The organism is Acidisoma sp. 7E03, from assembly GCF_054665075.1.
In genome coordinates this window covers 158,036-174,412 of the sequence record NZ_BAAFHE010000007.1, presented here as the reverse complement: position 1 = coordinate 174,412, position 16,377 = coordinate 158,036, and the positions used below count along the sequence as shown (strand labels likewise).

The following is a 16,377-nucleotide window of genomic DNA, read 5'->3' as shown; positions in this document are numbered from 1 at the left end:
GCGCCACGCAACATCGAGCCGTCCTGTCACCGCTTCGCGCGATTCTTGACCCGCCGGAGCCCCGCCCCTAGGTCTTTGTTGCGCGCGTCGCCTGATCTTCCATCTTGGCTCGAAACCTTTGTCGAGAGTTCAGAGGCCTCCATGTCGGACCCAAAAAACGCCTGGCGGCGCCGAACCGTTTTGACCGCTCTCGCCGGTCTCACCGCTTCCGTCTGGCGCCAGCCTGCCCAGGCGCAGGCCGCGCTGCCCCCGGTCTCCAGCGATGACGCGATCTTCACCGTCAGCGGCAAGATCAAGGTCCACAATCAGGGCGACGCGGCGCTCTTCGACATGAAGGCGTTGGACGCCCTGCCGCAAACCAGCTTTTCAACCAAGACGCCATGGACGCCGGAACGCAAATTCTCAGGCGTCCTGCTGAAGACTCTGATGGAGCGGCTGGGCGGCGAAGGCACCACCGCGGTTTCTTACGCGCTCAACGACTACGTCATCGAAATTCCGCTGCAGAACATGACCGATGATGGGCCGCTGCTGGCGACGCGGATGGACGGCGCGCTGATGCCGGTACAGAAGTTCGGCCCCATCTTCGTCGTCTATCGCTTCGATACCCACCCGGAATGGCGGAACAACGCCATCTACTCCCGCTGCATCTGGCAACTGCAAAAGATGGTCATCCGCTGATCTGTCAAACCTCGACGAAGCCCTTGGGCAGACGGTCAGCCACTGTACGCAGGCGGGGAATATCCATCGCGCGCTCGGGTTCGCGAGCCGCCAGATGCCATTGATCATCGATCGGGACGTAGCGGAGGCCATGCCGGCGGCAGAGAAGATCGAGGCTTTGCCGCGAATACAGGCTGACATGGCCGTTGCGCGGGCCGAGATACCACCAGGCCTCGCCCAACGATGCAATGTCATCCGGCTGGATGGTGGTGGAGAAGATCACGGCTCCATCCTCCGCCAGAAGGCGCTGCCAGTCTTCCATCAGGGCGTGCGGCTGCGGAATGTGCTCGACGACCTCGCTGCAGAAGATGAGATCGAAGCGGCCCTTGGGAAACCGGTCGAAGCGGGGATTGAGGGCGTCGAAATTCTCGACCGCAACCTCGCCTTCCAGCAATTGGGCCAACATGCCGTTCCCGGCGCCGTAATCGAGAATGCGAGGCGCTGGCCGAGCAACCATGGCCTCGGCGACGATCATCCGCAAGAAGCCCGCGTTCGTGCGTGGCCGAATGAGCGGGTAGAGTGGGTCGAACTTGATGTATTCGTCGTTGTAGACACGCGACACGAGCTCTTCCGGCGACAGTTCATCGAGGAAGAGCGTGAACATGAACTGGCAACGCTCGCAGCGATGATAGACCACGTTCACCCCGGCGTGACGCTCCTCCCGCAGTTGAAGGTTGCAGTGCTTCTCGAAGTCGACACGAGCGAAGACCGGAGCGGGGGCACCGCAGATCTTACAGGCGGGGAGCGTCTGGGGCACGGTTCTGCTTTCGCTAGGCAGGATGGAGCTTGGTCCCTATAACCAAGAGACCGCTGGGCGGCCAGAGGTGCAGCCGTTGCCGCTGCCTGACTCTTTGCGCAAGCCCATGGTCTCATTATAAGCGATGTGGTGCTGCAACGGCCGGAAAGACTTCCAGGCGTGGGCGCGTTCCACAGGGCAAGGCTCGGTTCACGGTCAGGAGGGGTGTCGGTTCCGCATGTTTCTCGTCGCTGCATTGAGCAGGGTGCGGCGCCTTCGACGCACCACTGCGTGATGATGCAGTGCAGAAATCGGCACCAGCCATCTGACCCATGGGCATCTTCCAGAACCGCCAAGCCTCCCGCACCAAGCGCAAATCGGCGCGCACCCGCGCCGTCCTTCTGACGCTGCTCGGCGGCTTCGCCCTGGCGGCGAGCTATACGCTCTATGTCTCCATCCAGCAGGGCCAGACGGTGGAACGGCTCGCGACCTATGACGATGCCTTTGACGCGGCGCAGGGCACGATCGAGCTGATGCGTCTGCAAACGGCACTGGCGGGCTATGCGCTCGGCCTGCCGGGAACGTCGTCCAACCTCGTCGAGATCCGCTTCTGGATCGTCGAAAATCGCGTGAGCGTGCTCAGCCGCCCGTCCTTTACCGCCTTCATTTCCGGGCATCCGGAGATCTCCGGCGTCGTCGCCCAGCTCAAGGACCAGCTCGAAGAGGTGCGGCGGCTGATGCCGCATCTGCGTGAGTCCGGCGTCGCGAACGAGGCGATCCTGGCGCTCGAGGCTCTCGACGCGCCGATGACGCAGCTCGCCTCGATCACGAGCGAGCTCGTGGGCGACCAGTTCCGCACCGACCAAGAGCGGCTGCAGACGCTGCATCTCATCTTCTCGGGACTGATGTTCGCGCTCATCGCGGTCGGGGTTCTGCTTCTGGTCCTTCTCCTGCGCGACAATCGCCTGGTCTCGGACGCGAACGAAAATCTGCGCTTCCTGGCGGACAATCTGCGGGCGAAGCGGGCCGAGCTGAAAGAAGCCAACGATACCGTTGCGGCTGCAAACCTCGAGCTTCAGCTTCAAAACGACGAGCTACGCAGCCGAGACGAGGCGCTGCATATACAGAACAACAGGTTCGACGCCGCGCTCAACAACATGTCCCACGGCCTGGTTATGGTGGATTCGGACCGGCGCCTCACCGTTGCGAACGACCGCTTTCGCGACATGTTCCAGATCCCGATGGGCGGCCGCCTTGAAGGACGGAAGATCGGCGAGGTCTTCGCCGAACTGGCAGGCCAGGCCCCGTGGCCCAACGCGATCCTGGAGCGGCTACAGGAGCTGTCCGACGCCTCCGTCGCCCAACGCCACGGGCAGTTTCTGATCGAAAACTCCGACCGCGCCTTGCAGGTCAATCACGTCGCCATGGGCGACGGCGGGTGGGTCGCGATCTACGACGACATCACCGAGCGGCGGAAGATCGAGGCGCATACGGACTTCCTGGCGCATCACGATGCTTTGACTCAGCTCCCCAATCGGCTGATGCTGGGACGCTGCCTCGAGCAGGCGATCCAAGACCGCGCGCGTGACGGCTTCTTCGCTCTCCTGCTTCTCGACGTCGACCACTTCAAATACGTCAACGACACGCTGGGCCATCTCGCGGGGGATACGCTGCTGGTGGAGGTGGCCCGCCGCTTGAAAGCCTGCATCGGGACCACCGACATGGTGGCCCGGCTCGGCGGTGATGAATTTGCCATTCTGTATCGCAGCCCCGCCTCGCGCGAGGATGTGCGCCATCTCGCGGAGCGGATCGTCGCCAATCTCGGCGAACGCTATGAAATCGAGGGCCGACACGTTCTGGTGAGCGTGAGCGTCGGCATCGCCATTTTCGATTCCGCTGCGCAGGACACCGAGAAGCTTCTGCGGAACGCGGACATCGCGCTTTATCGTGCCAAGGCGGACGGCCGCGCCACCTGGCGCTTCTTCGAGCCGGCGATGGAATCGGAAGTGCTCTACCGCGCGGCGCTCGCCGCCGACATCCGCGATGCGAGCCGGCGCGGCGAACTCGACCTCGTGTTCCAGCCGATCTACGAGATTGGAACCTCCCGCATCAGCCAGTTCGAGGCGCTGCTGCGCTGGAACCATCCCTTCCTGGGTGCGATTTCTCCAGCGCAGTTCATCCCGATCGCGGAAGAAACTCGCCTCATCGTCCCGATCGGGGAAGCCGTGCTGCGGCGCGCCTGTCAGACGGCGGTGACCTGGCCCGAGCACATCCGGCTCGCCGTCAATCTCTCCCCCATGCAGCTCGACGATCTGAACTTCGTCGAGATCGTCAAAACCGTTCTCGACGAGACGGGTCTGGCCTCGACGCGGCTGGAATTCGAGATCACGGAAGGCGCGCTGCTGGGCGAGAAAGCCTCGGTGCGGCAGACCCTGGCGGCCCTGCGTGACCTCGGCGTCACTCTCGCGCTGGACGATTTCGGCACCGGCTATGCGTCGCTCAGCTACCTGCACAAGTTCCCCTTCGACAAGATCAAGATCGACCGATCCTTCGTCTCGGGTCTCGAAGCGGAATCGGATTCGCGGGTCATCGTCGAGGCCGTCATCTCGCTCGCGTCGCGCCTCGGCCTCGTCACGACGGCCGAGGGCATCGAACGGCCCAGCCAGTGGGATCTGCTGGCGGCGGCCGGCTGCCATTTCGCCCAGGGCTATTATCTCGGCCGACCGGCCTCGGCTGCCGCCGTAGCCGAGATGCTCAACCCACAGCCAGCACTCTCGACGGCCGATGCAGCGCCGGTCGGGCTTCTCCCCCCGGCCTCGAAGGAGGGGTGAGGGCTCCCTCCTCCTCCACGCTGCAGGCCGCCCAGTCGCGCCCTACCAGCGGTAGGTGACGCCGCCGTAGATCTGGCGGCCATAGCCATAGCCGCACCAGCTGCCATAGTAGCAGGAGGCTACATATTCCCGGTTGAGCAGGTTATGCGCGGTCAGGTTGAGCGACAGGCCTTCGAGTCCAACGAAGCGGGCGCCGAGGTCGTAGCGCAGGGTCGCGTCCACCAGCGTCGTATCCGGCACCTTGAAGCTGTTGTCGCTGTTGTAGGTGAAGCCGATGTAGCGCAGGCCACCCCCAATGGTGAGACCACGGGCCGGCCCCTGCTCGAAGTGGTAGGTGGTGAAAACCGAGGCAGCATTGCGTGGAATCGACGGCAGCACCAGATCGGCATTGGCGCCGTTGCCAGGCTCATCCGTATAGGCGGTGTAGAGGTAGGTATAGGCGGCGGTAACGTTCAACTGGTGCGTGAGATTGACCTTGGCTTCAACTTCCGCGCCACGGGAGCGCGCTTCACCCGACTGCTCCGCAAGACCGGCCGCGTTGTAGGTGATGACGTTCGTCTCATCGAGATCGAAGAGGGCGGCGGTGAAGAGCGCGTTGAGCCCGGGCGGCTTGTATTTGACCCCGACCTCCGTCTGCTTCGCCGTGACCGGCACCAATGCGCCACCCTCGGCATTGGTTCCCAGCTGCGGCACGAAGGAGGTCGAATAGCTCACATAGGGCGCGATACCATTGTCGAACAGATAGAGCAGGCCGACCTTGCCGGTGAAAGCATTGGCCGAATTGTTGCGTTTGCTACTGCTGGTTTCTGTCTGTGTCTGTGCCCAGCTTTCCTGCCCGGCCAGATCCAAAACCCAGCGGCCGAAGCCGATCTGATCCTGCGCATAAAGCCCGAGTTCGTGGCTTTCGGCATTGGTCATGGTGAGCGCCGGCATCGCGATGGCCTGGTAGTGATCCGGCTGCCAGATGTCGATGGAGGGTCCCGTGTCGAATCCGGAATCGTACCAGCCCTTGTTGTACTGGGCATCGAGGCCGAAGAGCAGCTTGTGCGTGATGGGTCCGGTGGCGAAGTCGGCCTCGGCTGAATTGTCAAAGCTGAAGGAGTTCAGCCGGTCCTGAGAGTAGGCGACGCCACGGTCCAAGGTCGTATCATCCGCCTCCAGACCATTGCCGTAGACGCTCGCGTATTTCTGCTGGGTATGGAAGTAGCGCGCGGAGGAACGTAGGGTCCAGACCGGGTCCAGCTTCTTCTCGAAGCGATAGCCGACCGCAACCTGCGTGCGGTTGAAATCGTCGAATCCATAGTCTCCCGCGTAGAAGTTGTACGGGAGGGTGCCAAAGGGATTGGGCAGCACGGTGCCTTGAGCTGGGACGTCGTTGTAGCCTGATGCTGCTGGATCGTATTGATAGAGCGCGGTCAATGTGAGACGCGTATCGGCATCCGGCTTCCAGGTGATCGAGGGTGCCAAGGCGATGCGCTGGTTCTTGGTGCCGCCTGCCTGACCGGATTCTGTCAAGCCCGTGCCGGTCACGCGGTAGAGCAGTGTGCCGTCTTTGTTGAGCTTGTCCGACAGATCGAAGAATCCTTGGACATGCGAGTAATTGCCGACCTCGAAGCCGACTTCGTGATACGGCGTATCCGTCGGCGTCTTGCTGACCTGGTTGACGAGGCCACCCGGGCTCGCCTGGCCGTAGAGAGGGGAAGACGGCCCCTTCAGCACGTCCACCTCCTGCAGCAGATAGGGATCGATCTGCGGCGCGATGTAGTTCATGCTCACCAGCGGTAGGCCATCCAGATAGAAGACCGGATCGAAGCCGCGGACCGTCAGCAGGTCGTAGCGTGAGCCTTCCGGCCCGCGTGTCTCTGTCTGCACCCCCGAGGTATAGCGCAGGGCCTCATTCAGAGAATGCGAGTCCGTGTCCGTCATCTGCTTGGCGGTGACGACGGAGACGGATTGCGGCGTCTTGATCAGCGGCGTCTTCGTTTTGGTCGCGGTGCTGCTGTCAGCGGCAACGAAGCCGTGCGCCGTCGTCGAAGGTGCTTGCCCTGTCACCGGCAAAACCGGCAAGGCCACGCCCTCCTCCGCTGGCGCGGATGTCTGACCGGTTTGCGCATCGGCCTTGGCGACGCTCGCCGCCATGACGCCGGCGGCGGCAGCGACGGTCCAGAACCGGTTCGGTCTCCGCCGGTCCTGGGCCGGCCCCCCACTGTATCCACGCATCACTGTTCCCGTTCCATCGCAGGTGATGGCGGGCTACTACTGCAATTGCAACTGACTTGCAATGCGAATGATTCGCAATACCTAGCTGGGCTGCCGGCCCCAGGGGCCGGTGCGGCGGCTCAGCCCGCGCGGATGGGCGGCGGCTGGTGCGCGCGAATCGGCGGCAGAGCGCCGGTGAAGCGTTCCACCTCCACCGTCGTCAACTGGCCGGTGCAGCCCTGCGCGAGATTGGATGTGCCAACATCCCGGGTCAGCACGTTGGGATTGCCATGCACGCAAATGGGCGCATCCTCGGTCGGGTCCTCCGGATCGTACCAGGCACCGGTCGCAAGCTGCACCACGCCGGGCCGCACCCCGTCCGTCAGCTGCACGGCGGCCAGGCAAGCGCCGCGCGCATTGAAGAGCCGGATGATGTCGCCATCGGCGATGCCGCGTGCTGCTGCGTCCTCCGGATGCATGGCCGCGACCTCCCGCCCATGCTGTTTCGCCGCACGGCTATGGGCGCCGAAATCCAGCTGGCTGTGCAGGCGGGTCGCCGGTTGATTGGCGACGAGGACGAGCGGCGTTTCGGGCTGCGGCGCCTCCAGGGGCGGCAGCCAGGCGGGATGGCCGGGGCAATCCGCCTCGCCGAAGGAGGCGACGGTCTCGGAGACGATCTCGATGCGGCCGCTCGGCGTCTTCAGCGCATCGCGCTCGGGGTCGGCGCGGAAGGCCGCGAGATAGCCGCCGTCATCCGGCAGTTGCGGCAGCACCATCTCGCCCATCGCCCAGAATTCCTCGAAGGACGGCGCGCGCAGATCGAGCGCCGCCAGGCCCGCGCGCGTGCGCTCGTAGAGATGAGCCAGCCAGGCGCGGGTGTCGCGGCCCTCGGTGAAGGCTTCCGCCACGCCGAGGCGTGCGGCGAGGCCGGCGAAGATCGCGTAGTCATCCCGCGCCTCGGCATAGGGTTCGGCGAGTTGTTCCATCACCGTCATCACCGGGTCCTGGGCGCTGTAGGCGATGTCCTCGCGCTCAAGCGAGAGGGTCGCCGGCAGCACGACGTCGGCGTGCCGCGCCGTCGCCGTCCAGGCACTTTCATGCACCACCAGCGTATCGACACGGGCGAAGGCGCGGCGCAACCGGTTGAGGTCCTGGTGATGGTGGAAAGGGTTTCCCCCCGCCCAATAGACTAGGCGGATGTCGGGGTAGCGGCGGGTCTCGCCATTGTAACGATAGGCCTCGCCGGGATGCAGCAGCATGTCCGCGATGCGAGCAACCGGGATGAAATCCGTGACGCCATTCGTACCCTGGGCGAGCGTTGGCCCCGGAACCGCATTGGTGCGTCGGCCGTAATAGCCGATGGCGCCCATGGCATAGCCGTAGCCACCGCCGGGCAGGCCATATTGGCCGAGCACGGCGGCAAGCACCGCCGCCATCCATACCGGCTGCTCGCCATGCTCCGCACGCTGCAGGGAATGGGCGACCGTGACCAGCACGCGGCGGCCCACGAGCCGGCGGGCCAGCCCCTCGATCTCCTCCGCGGCCACGCCAGTGATGTCCGCGGCCCAGGCCGCCGTCTTGGGTACGCCGTCGTTCTTTCCCAGCACGTAGCGGGCGAAGCCTTCCCACCCCACGCAATAGCGGTCGAGAAAAGCGCGGTCCTGCTGGCCCCAGGTGACGAGGCAATGAACCAGGGCCAGCATCAACGCGGTATCGGTGCCGGGGCGCAGGCTGATCCACTCGGCCTCGGCTTCGGCCGGCATGTCCGGGCGGAGCGGACCCACCAGAACAAACTGGCAGCCACGGGCCCGGGCGCGCGCCATAGCACCCCGTTCGAGATGGGCGCTGATGCCGCCGCCGGCGACCGCGGAATTCTTCAGCGCGAGGCCGCCAAAGGCAAGCACCACCTCACTATGCTCGGCCACCTGCTCCCAGGTGACGTTGTGCATGGTGAGGCCGCTGTAGTCGCCCAGCACATGCGGGATGATGACGGCGGAGGCGCCGGCACTGTAGCTGTTGACCGAGCGCACGTAGCCGCCCATGGCGACGTTGAGGAAGCGGTGAATCTGGCTCTGGGCGTGGTGGAAGCGGCCGGCGCTCGCCCAGCCATAGGAGCCGCCGAAAACGGCCCCCGGTCCGTGTCGCTCCCGCACGCGCAGAAGCTCCGCCCCCAAAAGATCGAAAGCTTCCTCCCAGGACACTTCGACGAAAGGCTCGCGCCCCCGGTTCGAGTCAGGCCCCGAGCCCCGTTCGAGCCAGCCGGCACGGATGGCCGGACGGGCGATCCGCGCCGGATGGCGCAGGACATCGGTGAAATTCTCGAGGAGAGGGCTCGGGTCCGGATCCTGGGGATAGGGGCGGACGGCGAGTGCCTCCCCCTCGGCCCGTGCCGAGAAGTGCCCCCAATGGGAGCTGTGCCGGCGAAAACCGCGCCCGAAACCTTGCCCCTCGTCCATCGTCCTCATCCTTCCCTGCTCTCCCGCGGAGGTGTCCGATGACCGCGGGCGCGGGTGCGTGGCTCGCAGGTATCCGCCTGCGCAGTGTCCATGATCCCCGCGTCGTAGCTGGTTTGGCAGCGATCGATGTGTTCGTCGAGGATGGCGAGGGTGGTGGCCAGATCGCCACGGGCGATCGCCGCCGCCATGGCACCGTGCTCTTGGAAGGAGCGCTCGGTATGGCGCGGCTTCACCGCCAGATGGGTGCGGAGTGACGCGATCTTGCCGAGATGCAGGGAATAGGCCTCGGTCATATAGCGATTGCCGCAGAGGTCGAAGAGCGTGGTGTGGAAGGCGGTATCCGCATCGAGGTAGCGCCGCCTGTCCCCCGCCATGCGCGCCTCGGCCATCTGCTCGACGATCGCGGCCCAGCGATCCGCGAGCTGCTGTGGCGCACGCGCCGCCGCGAGGCCGAGCGCCGTCTGTTCCAGCATCCGACGAAATTCGCAAAGCTGCCGCACACCCTCCGCCGAGAGGGTGAAGACGAAGGCACCGCGCTGCGGCACGATGCGCACCAGGCCCTCGCTCTTGAGTTGCGCCAGCGCTTCGCGCACCGGCGATTTCGAAACGCCGAACTGCTCGGCCAGCACCCGCTCGGACAGCATCTGGCCCAGCCGCAACTGGCCGCATACGATCTGGTTTCGAAGTCGTGACAAGACGTTGTCCGCCAGGGATGGGAGCCGATCGGTTGACGTCATTGCTTCCTCGGCGGCGTTCATGAGCCTGAATGGCAGGCTATATCGCAGCCGCAGGACAGTGCCAAACGAGGTATCAGGCCGGTGGCCGCCCGTCCGGCTTCGCCAGACCGAAATGATCCCGCAGCGTCTGCCCTTCATACTTTTGTCGAAACAAATTCCGCCTCTGCAGTTCAGGCACCACGCCGTCAACGAAGGCGGCAAGTCCCTCGGGATGGAAGGGGGCGAGTATGTTGAATCCGTCGCACGCGCCGGTCGTGAACCATTCGGACATGAAATCGGCCACCATCGCGGGCGTGCCTACTACGCGCAGATGGCCGCGGTTCTGGACCAGTTCGGCCGCCAGGGAACGGATGGTCGCCCCCGGCGCACGCGCCTTTTCCAGGATCATTTGCCGCCGCCCGACCTCGCCGTTGCTGGGCGGCAGCGCGGGCAGAGGGCCGTCCAGCGGATAGCGCGCGAGGTCATGCTGGAGGAGATCCGACAGGGTGGAGACGGCGAGGGGCGCCGGCACCAGATCCCGCAGCGCGCGATCCTGCGCCTGCGCCTCCGCTTCGGTGCGGCCGAGGATCGGCAGCAGACCAGGTAGAATGCGCGGCATGACCGTCCGGCCGGCCGCGCGCGCCCGCTCGGCCACGGCGGCGCGCCAGCGCCGGGCCTTGTCGATAGAGTGCTCAACGGTAAAGATGAGGTCAGCCACGCCTGCTGCGAAGGCCTGGCCGTCCGCCGAGGTTCCGGCCTGGATGATGACGGGATGGCCCTGTGGCGGCCGCGGCATGTTCAGCGGCCCGCGCACGCTGAAATACTGTCCCTGCCAATCCACCTTATGAATGCGTGCGGGATCCGCGACGACACCACGCGCCTGGTCCAGCTCCACCGCGCCGTCCTCCCAGCTATCCCAGAGACGCCGCAGGACCTCGACGAACTCTCCGGCACGGGCATAGCGCTCGGCATGACCCGCATGCACCGGCTGGCCGAAATTGCGCGCTTCCAGATCGGTGCTGGAGGTGACGAGATTGACGGCAGCCCGGCCCTCGCTCAGGAAGTCCAGCATCGCGAGCTTGCGGGCCACGTGGTAGGGTTCGTTATAGGTCGTCGATACGGTCGCCGCGAGCCCGATGCGATGCGTGGTGACGGCAAGGGCGGAGAGCAGCGTCAGCGGCTCCGGCCGGATGGTGATGGAGTGGCGCAGGACGGCATCGTAGCTGTCATTGATGCCCAAACCATCCGAATGGAAGAGAAGATCGAATTTCCCTCGCTCGGCGATCGCAGCCAGGTCCCGGTAAAAGGAAAAGGCCATCAGCCCTTCCACCGGCACGCCAGGCATGCGCCATCCCGCGACGTGATTGCCGAGGTTGAAGAGGAAGGCGCCGAGATGCATCTGCCGTGGCACGCCCGTTTTCCCCGTCCCAGAATGTCTCCCGTTCAAGCGGCGATCGCCCGGGCTGACAAGCCCTCCGACGCCGCGATGCCGTAATCCTCGGCGGCAGTCGCGCAGTCTTGTCCGACGAGGGGCGGGCGGGCCTCTCCAGCTGCGCCATGGACAGGTGCAGCCGTCCATGGTCCTCTCGCCGGGATGATGAGACCACCTGAAAAGGCTCGGAATGCCCGATAGCGCCGCACTCGCCTCTCCGACCAGCGGCCAGTATGGCACGCCCTATTGGTGGCAAGAGCGGGTCTCGGGCATTCCACCATGGCAGCCGGACGCCACGCTCTTCGATCTTGCCGTCGTCGGCAGTGGCTTCACCGGCCTGTCCGCCGCGCTCGAATGGGCGGAGGCAGGGCATCGCGTGCTGGTGGTCGAAGCGGCGCAGCTCGGCCATGGCGCCAGCACGCGCAATGGCGGCATGATCACCGGCCATCTCCACGAGTCCCCCGATCATCTGTCAGGACTCTTCGGCAGGGAGACTGCCGATCGCATGGCGTCAGAGGCGGAAGGGCTGGTCCCCTTCATGGCCCGTCAGCTCGACCGTTTCGGAATCGCATGCGGCTTTCGCATCGGCGACCATTTCATGGGCGCCTATACCGACCGCCATTATGCGGCGCTCGAGGATGGTATCGGCCAGTATCAGCGGCGCGGGGTCGCCATGCGCATGATCCCCCGAGCTGAGCAGCATCGCTATGTCGCGACCACCCACTACCAGGGCGGCCGCCTGCTGGAAGGCGCCGCCTCCCTCCATCCCGCCCGTTATCATCGCGGACTGACGGAGGCCGCGCTCGCCCGGGGCGTCGCCTTTCTCGAAGACTGCCGCGTGACCCAGGTTACGCGCGCAGGCGAGAACTTTCAGTTGGCCACGACACGCGGCCCCGTCGCGGCACGGCGCGTGCTGATGGCAACCAATGGCTATACCTCGCGCCCGCTCGGCTGGTTCCGCCGTCGTATCGTGCCGATGGAAAGCTCCATCATCGCGACCGAGGAGCTGGGGGAAGCACGGATGGCGGAGCTTTTCCCGACAGGCGCCATCGTCAGCGATACCCGCCGCATCCTGAGCTATTTCCGCCCCTCCCCGGACGGGCGACGCCTGATCTATGGCGGGCGCGCGACCTTCGTACCGATCGACAAGGCTGAGACGGCGCGACGGTTGCGGCGGATGATGCTCACGGTCTTTCCACAGTTGGCCGGGGTGCAGATCAGCCATTGCTGGGGCGGCTTCGTGGGCTTCACCTTTGATTTTCTGCCCCATGCGGGTCAGCAGGAGGGCGTCGATTACGCCATGGGCTATTGCGGCTCGGGGGTCGCCATGGCGTCCTGGCTCGGCCACCGCACGGGCTTGCGCATGCTCGGCCGCGCCGAGCCCTCGGCTTTCGAGACGCCGCCCTTCCGCACACGGCCCTTCTATACCGGCAATCCCTGGATGCTGCCGGCGATCGGCGAGTATTTCCGCCTGCGCGACCGCATCGACCATGCCCGCTTCCGGGCGCGGCAGCAGAAGGGCTAGGCCAGCCAATCCTCGACCGCGCGCCGCGACCGCGCGGCATCCGCGGATCTTTCCGCGCCATAAAGCAACTCGTAGAAGACGACGTCGGAGATGGACAAAGCCTCGGCATGGGCATTGAACCGCCCCCGCAGAGCTTGCGGCCGGTCCCGCAGTTTCGGATAATTCGAAGCAGAAGACCAAAAAGAACGTCTTTCCTGAGCTACGCCCATTCTGGCAAAGCTGCAGACGACTTCCCCCGGAAAGGGACCGCCGCATGACTATCGAACACGTCGAAACCCTCGTCATCGGTGCGGGCCAGGCCGGCATCGCGATCAGCGAGCATCTTGGCCAGCAGGGCCAATCCTATCTCGTGGTAGAGCGGCACCGGATCGCCGAGCGCTGGCGGTCGGAACGCTGGGATTCCCTGGTGGCCAATGGCCCCGCCTGGCATGACCGCTTTCCCAACATGACCTTTCCCGGAATCGATCCCGATGCCTTTCCACCGAAGGAACAGGTTGCCGCCTATTTCGCGGCCTATGCCGAGAAGATCGGCGCCCCCGTCCGGACCGGTGTCGCGGTGGAGCGCCTGACGCGGGGGCCGGCAGGCGAAGGCTTTCGTGCCGAAACCTCGGCGGGCGTGATTGGCGCGCGCCAGGTCGTCGTCGCGACCGGGCCTTTCCAGCGCCCGCTGATCCCGACCACCGTGCCGGCGGAGACCGGCATCCTGCAGCTCCACTCCAGCCAGTATCGCAATCCGGACCAACTGCCCGAAGGTGCCGTGCTCGTCGTCGGCGCCGGCTCCTCAGGCTCGCAGATCGCCGATGAGCTGAACCGCGCCGGCCGCCGAGTCTATCTGTCCGTCGGCCCCCACCACCGGCCGCCTCGTGCCTATCGTGGCCGGGACTATTGCTGGTGGCTCGGCGTGCTCGGCGAATGGGACAAGGAAGCGCGGGAACCGGGGCTCGAGCACGTCACCATCGCGGTCAGCGGCGCGCGAGGCGGTGAGACGGTGGATTTTCGGCGTTTCGCCGAAGAGGGCATCACGCTGCTCGGCCGCGGCCAGGCCTTTGCCGATGGCCAGTTGCACTTCGCCGAGGACCTGGGGCGCAACATCGCAGGGGGTGACGCCAATTACCTCTCGGTCCTTGATCGTGCAGATGCCTATGCCGCGCGCGAGGGGCTGGACCTGCCGGAAGAGCCGGAGGCGCGCCAGATGCGCGCCGACCCGGATTGCCTGATCCATCCCATCCACACGCTGGATCTGGCGGCCTCCGGCATTACCAGCATCATCTGGGCGACCGGCTTCGCTCTCGATTTCGGATGGATCGACATCGACGTCTTCGACGCGGCCGGGCGGCCGCGCCACCACAAGGGTGTATCGGAGGTGCCCGGCCTCTACTTCATCGGCCTGCCCTGGCTTTCCAGCCGCGGCTCCTCCTTCATCTGGGGATGCTGGCGTGACGCGGCCTTTCTGGCGCAGCATATCGCCGCCCGGGCCTCGGCCCAGACAGAAACCGTTTGAGAGCGACGACGATGATCCATACCCGCATCCGCCCGTTCAACACGGCGAAGACCTATCCGGAACAGCGGCTGGACAACGACCTGGCGCAGGCGGTGGTGGCGCGCGGCACCATGATCTTCCTGCGCGGCCAGTGCCCGCAGGATCTCGACACGGCCGAGGATGTGGGTATCGGCGATCCCGTGGCGCAGACGCACAAGGTGATGCAGAACATCCGCCAGCTGGTGCAGGAAGCCGGCGGGCAGATGGAGCATGTCTGCAAGCTGGTCGTCTACCTCACTGACATCCGCCATCGCGAGCCGGTCTATCGCACCATGGGCGAGTATATCCGCGGCGTGCACCCAGTCTGCACCGGCCTCGTCGTCGTCGCGCTCGCGCGGCCGACCTGGCTCGTCGAAATCGATGCGACCGCGGTGCTGCCGGAGGGCTGAGCCGCGCGATGCGCTACACGATCCGGCAGCTGCAATATTTCATCGCCGCCGCCGAGGCCGGGTCCATCACCGGGGGCTCCGAGAAGATCGCCATCTCTCAACCCTCGATTTCTGCTGCCATCGCCCTGCTCGAACGGGAATTCGGTGTGCAGCTCTTCATCCGCCACCATGCCCAGGGCCTGTCGCTGACGGCGGCGGGGCGCCGCCTGCTGGTGGAGGCGAAACAGCTGGTGCAGCAGGCCCAGTCGCTCTATGCCGCCGCCTTGGAAGCGGCTGACACGGTCTCGGGCGTGCTCTCCGTCGGTTGCATGGTCACCATGGCGCCGATGGTCATGCCGGAACTCGCGCACGGCTTCACGACAGCCTATCCCCAGGCTGCGATCCGGCAGACGGCGGCCGATCTCGGATCGCTGCTCACCGCCCTGCGCCGCGCTGACATCGACATCGCCATCACCTATGATTTGCAGATCTCCGCAGGCATCAGCTTCACCCCGCTCGCGCGGCTACCGCCGTGCGTGATGGTGGGCGCGACCCATCCCCTCGCTGGGCGGGCCAGCGTCAGCCTCGCCGAACTCGCGGACGAACCGCTCATTCTGCTCGACCTGCCGATCAGCGCCGACTATTTCATGGCGCTGTTTCTCGCGCAGGGTTTGTCGCCGCGAATCCATAGCCGCTCCACCCAGCAGGAGGTGGTGCGCACGATGGTCGCCAATGGCTATGGCTACACGCTGCTGAACGTCCGCCCGCGGTCGGACCTGGCGCTTGATGGGCGGCGCCTCGTCCGGCTAAGCCTCGACGGCGATCATCAGCCCATGGTGATCGGCACGGCCGTCTTGGCCGACCTCAGGCGCACGCGCCTTCTATCCGCCTTTGAAGCCCACTGCCGCACGGCGATATCGGACCGCACCATCCCCGGCATGGTGCCGCCTGACGAACACGGTGCACCCAAAGTCGTTGCGGGATCATCAAACGATCGTTGAAGAAAACGGCGCCCCTTTATCTTCGCGACACGCGGAGTTGTGAAGGTTCCAGTGTTCATGTCTTCGTGAGACCAAGTGACTGCGGCCTCCGTAGGGGTTTCCAAAATATTGCCCGCGGCGAGTTGAGTGATTTATGCATCACGCCAACTGGAGCTGAGGGACTCGACATTGCCGATCTGGATGACCTCCTGGCCCATGCGGCCTGCCATCCTCCGTCCGCGGGCTCTGCGGCCGTCGCACCTCGCGGGGACACCTGCCCGCTGGATTGCAGCCTGTGCCATGGTCCTGGCCCTGGCCGCCGCATGCGCCCCGCGCCCTGCGACCGCAGCCGAGCTCGACGGCATTCAGATGCCGAACCAGACCTATGTGGACGATACCCGCCTCACCCTGAACGGCCTGGCGCTGCGCACGGCGACGATGCTCAACCTGCACGTCTACGTCGTGGGCCTCTACCTCACCCAGCCGAACCACGATGCCGACGCGATCATCGCCTCCCCTGCGCCCAAGCTGCTGCGCTTCGTCTTCAAGCGCGACGTCGACGAGGACAAGGTGCGGGGCACGTGGCGGAAGTCGCTGGAGCGGAACTGCCAGGCGCCGTGCAGCCTGCCTGCGGCAGAGGTGGCGCAATTCCTCTCCCGCGTGCCGGCGATGCATGCGGGCGACGTCGTGGAAGTGCTCTTCACCCAACGCGGCGTCGATTTCACGGTAAACGGCCGCTCCCTGGGCGAGGTGACCGACCCGACGCTCTGCCGCGTCATTCTGCTGGGCTATATCGGGCCCGACGCCTCACCGCGGCTGGTACGGGATGCGATTCTCGGCCTGCGCTGAGGGCCAAACCGCCCTTAGCCCTTAGGGA

12 protein-coding genes are annotated in these 16,377 nt (G+C 65.5%); 7 read left to right on the top strand and 5 right to left on the bottom strand.

Features of this window, described 5'->3' with window-relative positions:
- Window positions 1-141: 141 nt before the first annotated feature.
- Window positions 142-678 (top strand): putative pterin-binding protein, encoded by a 537-nt coding sequence (locus ACYQ6W_RS12855; RefSeq protein WP_459675749.1) that lies wholly within the window; start codon window positions 142-144, stop codon window positions 676-678.
- A gap of 4 nt (window positions 679-682) precedes the next feature.
- Here the strand turns inward: ACYQ6W_RS12855 and ACYQ6W_RS12850 are convergent, their stop codons facing one another.
- Window positions 683-1,474 (bottom strand): class I SAM-dependent methyltransferase, encoded by a 792-nt coding sequence (locus ACYQ6W_RS12850; RefSeq protein ID WP_459675748.1) that lies wholly within the window; start codon window positions 1,472-1,474, stop codon window positions 683-685.
- Window positions 1,475-1,785: 311 nt separating this feature from the next.
- Between ACYQ6W_RS12850 and ACYQ6W_RS12845 the strand changes: the two genes are divergently transcribed.
- On the top strand, window positions 1,786-4,284 hold the full coding sequence (locus ACYQ6W_RS12845) for a putative bifunctional diguanylate cyclase/phosphodiesterase (RefSeq protein WP_459675747.1): 2,499 nt from the start codon (window positions 1,786-1,788) through the stop codon (window positions 4,282-4,284).
- A gap of 42 nt (window positions 4,285-4,326) precedes the next feature.
- On the opposite strand, the gene ACYQ6W_RS12840 is transcribed toward ACYQ6W_RS12845, so the two are convergent.
- The 4 genes from ACYQ6W_RS12840 to ACYQ6W_RS12825 form a co-directional block, all read right to left on the bottom strand.
- Window positions 4,327-6,504: a TonB-dependent siderophore receptor gene (locus ACYQ6W_RS12840; protein WP_459675746.1), complete on the bottom strand. Its 2,178-nt coding sequence runs from the start codon at window positions 6,502-6,504 to the stop codon at window positions 4,327-4,329.
- Between the two features lie 119 nt (window positions 6,505-6,623).
- On the bottom strand, window positions 6,624-8,939 hold the full coding sequence (locus tag ACYQ6W_RS12835) for a molybdopterin-dependent oxidoreductase (protein ID WP_459675745.1): 2,316 nt from the start codon (window positions 8,937-8,939) through the stop codon (window positions 6,624-6,626).
- A gap of 5 nt (window positions 8,940-8,944) precedes the next feature.
- Window positions 8,945-9,634 (bottom strand): GntR family transcriptional regulator, encoded by a 690-nt coding sequence (locus ACYQ6W_RS12830; RefSeq protein ID WP_459675744.1) that lies wholly within the window; start codon window positions 9,632-9,634, stop codon window positions 8,945-8,947.
- Between the two features lie 115 nt (window positions 9,635-9,749).
- Window positions 9,750-11,066: an LLM class flavin-dependent oxidoreductase gene (locus ACYQ6W_RS12825; RefSeq protein WP_459675743.1), complete on the bottom strand. Its 1,317-nt coding sequence runs from the start codon at window positions 11,064-11,066 to the stop codon at window positions 9,750-9,752.
- A 211-nt stretch (window positions 11,067-11,277) separates the two neighbouring features.
- On the opposite strand from ACYQ6W_RS12825, the gene ACYQ6W_RS12820 reads away from it, so the two are divergent.
- From ACYQ6W_RS12820 to ACYQ6W_RS12800, 5 genes are all read left to right on the top strand, one after another.
- Entirely contained in the window at window positions 11,278-12,612 is a 1,335-nt protein-coding gene (locus ACYQ6W_RS12820) for an NAD(P)/FAD-dependent oxidoreductase (RefSeq protein ID WP_459675741.1), read from the top strand.
- Between the two features lie 253 nt (window positions 12,613-12,865).
- Entirely contained in the window at window positions 12,866-14,113 is a 1,248-nt protein-coding gene (locus ACYQ6W_RS12815; protein WP_459675739.1) for a flavin-containing monooxygenase, read from the top strand.
- An 11-nt stretch (window positions 14,114-14,124) separates the two neighbouring features.
- Window positions 14,125-14,541 carry a RidA family protein gene (locus ACYQ6W_RS12810; RefSeq protein WP_459675736.1) on the top strand — a complete coding sequence of 139 codons (417 nt, stop codon included), beginning with the start codon at window positions 14,125-14,127 and terminating at the stop codon, window positions 14,539-14,541.
- A gap of 8 nt (window positions 14,542-14,549) precedes the next feature.
- A complete protein-coding gene (locus tag ACYQ6W_RS12805; RefSeq protein WP_459675735.1) occupies window positions 14,550-15,521 on the top strand; it encodes a LysR family transcriptional regulator in 972 nt (323 codons plus the stop codon).
- A gap of 279 nt (window positions 15,522-15,800) precedes the next feature.
- Window positions 15,801-16,349, top strand: a complete 549-nt coding sequence (locus ACYQ6W_RS12800) for a chalcone isomerase family protein (RefSeq protein ID WP_459675733.1) — start codon at window positions 15,801-15,803, stop codon at window positions 16,347-16,349.
- The last annotated feature ends 28 nt before the right edge of the window (window positions 16,350-16,377 follow it).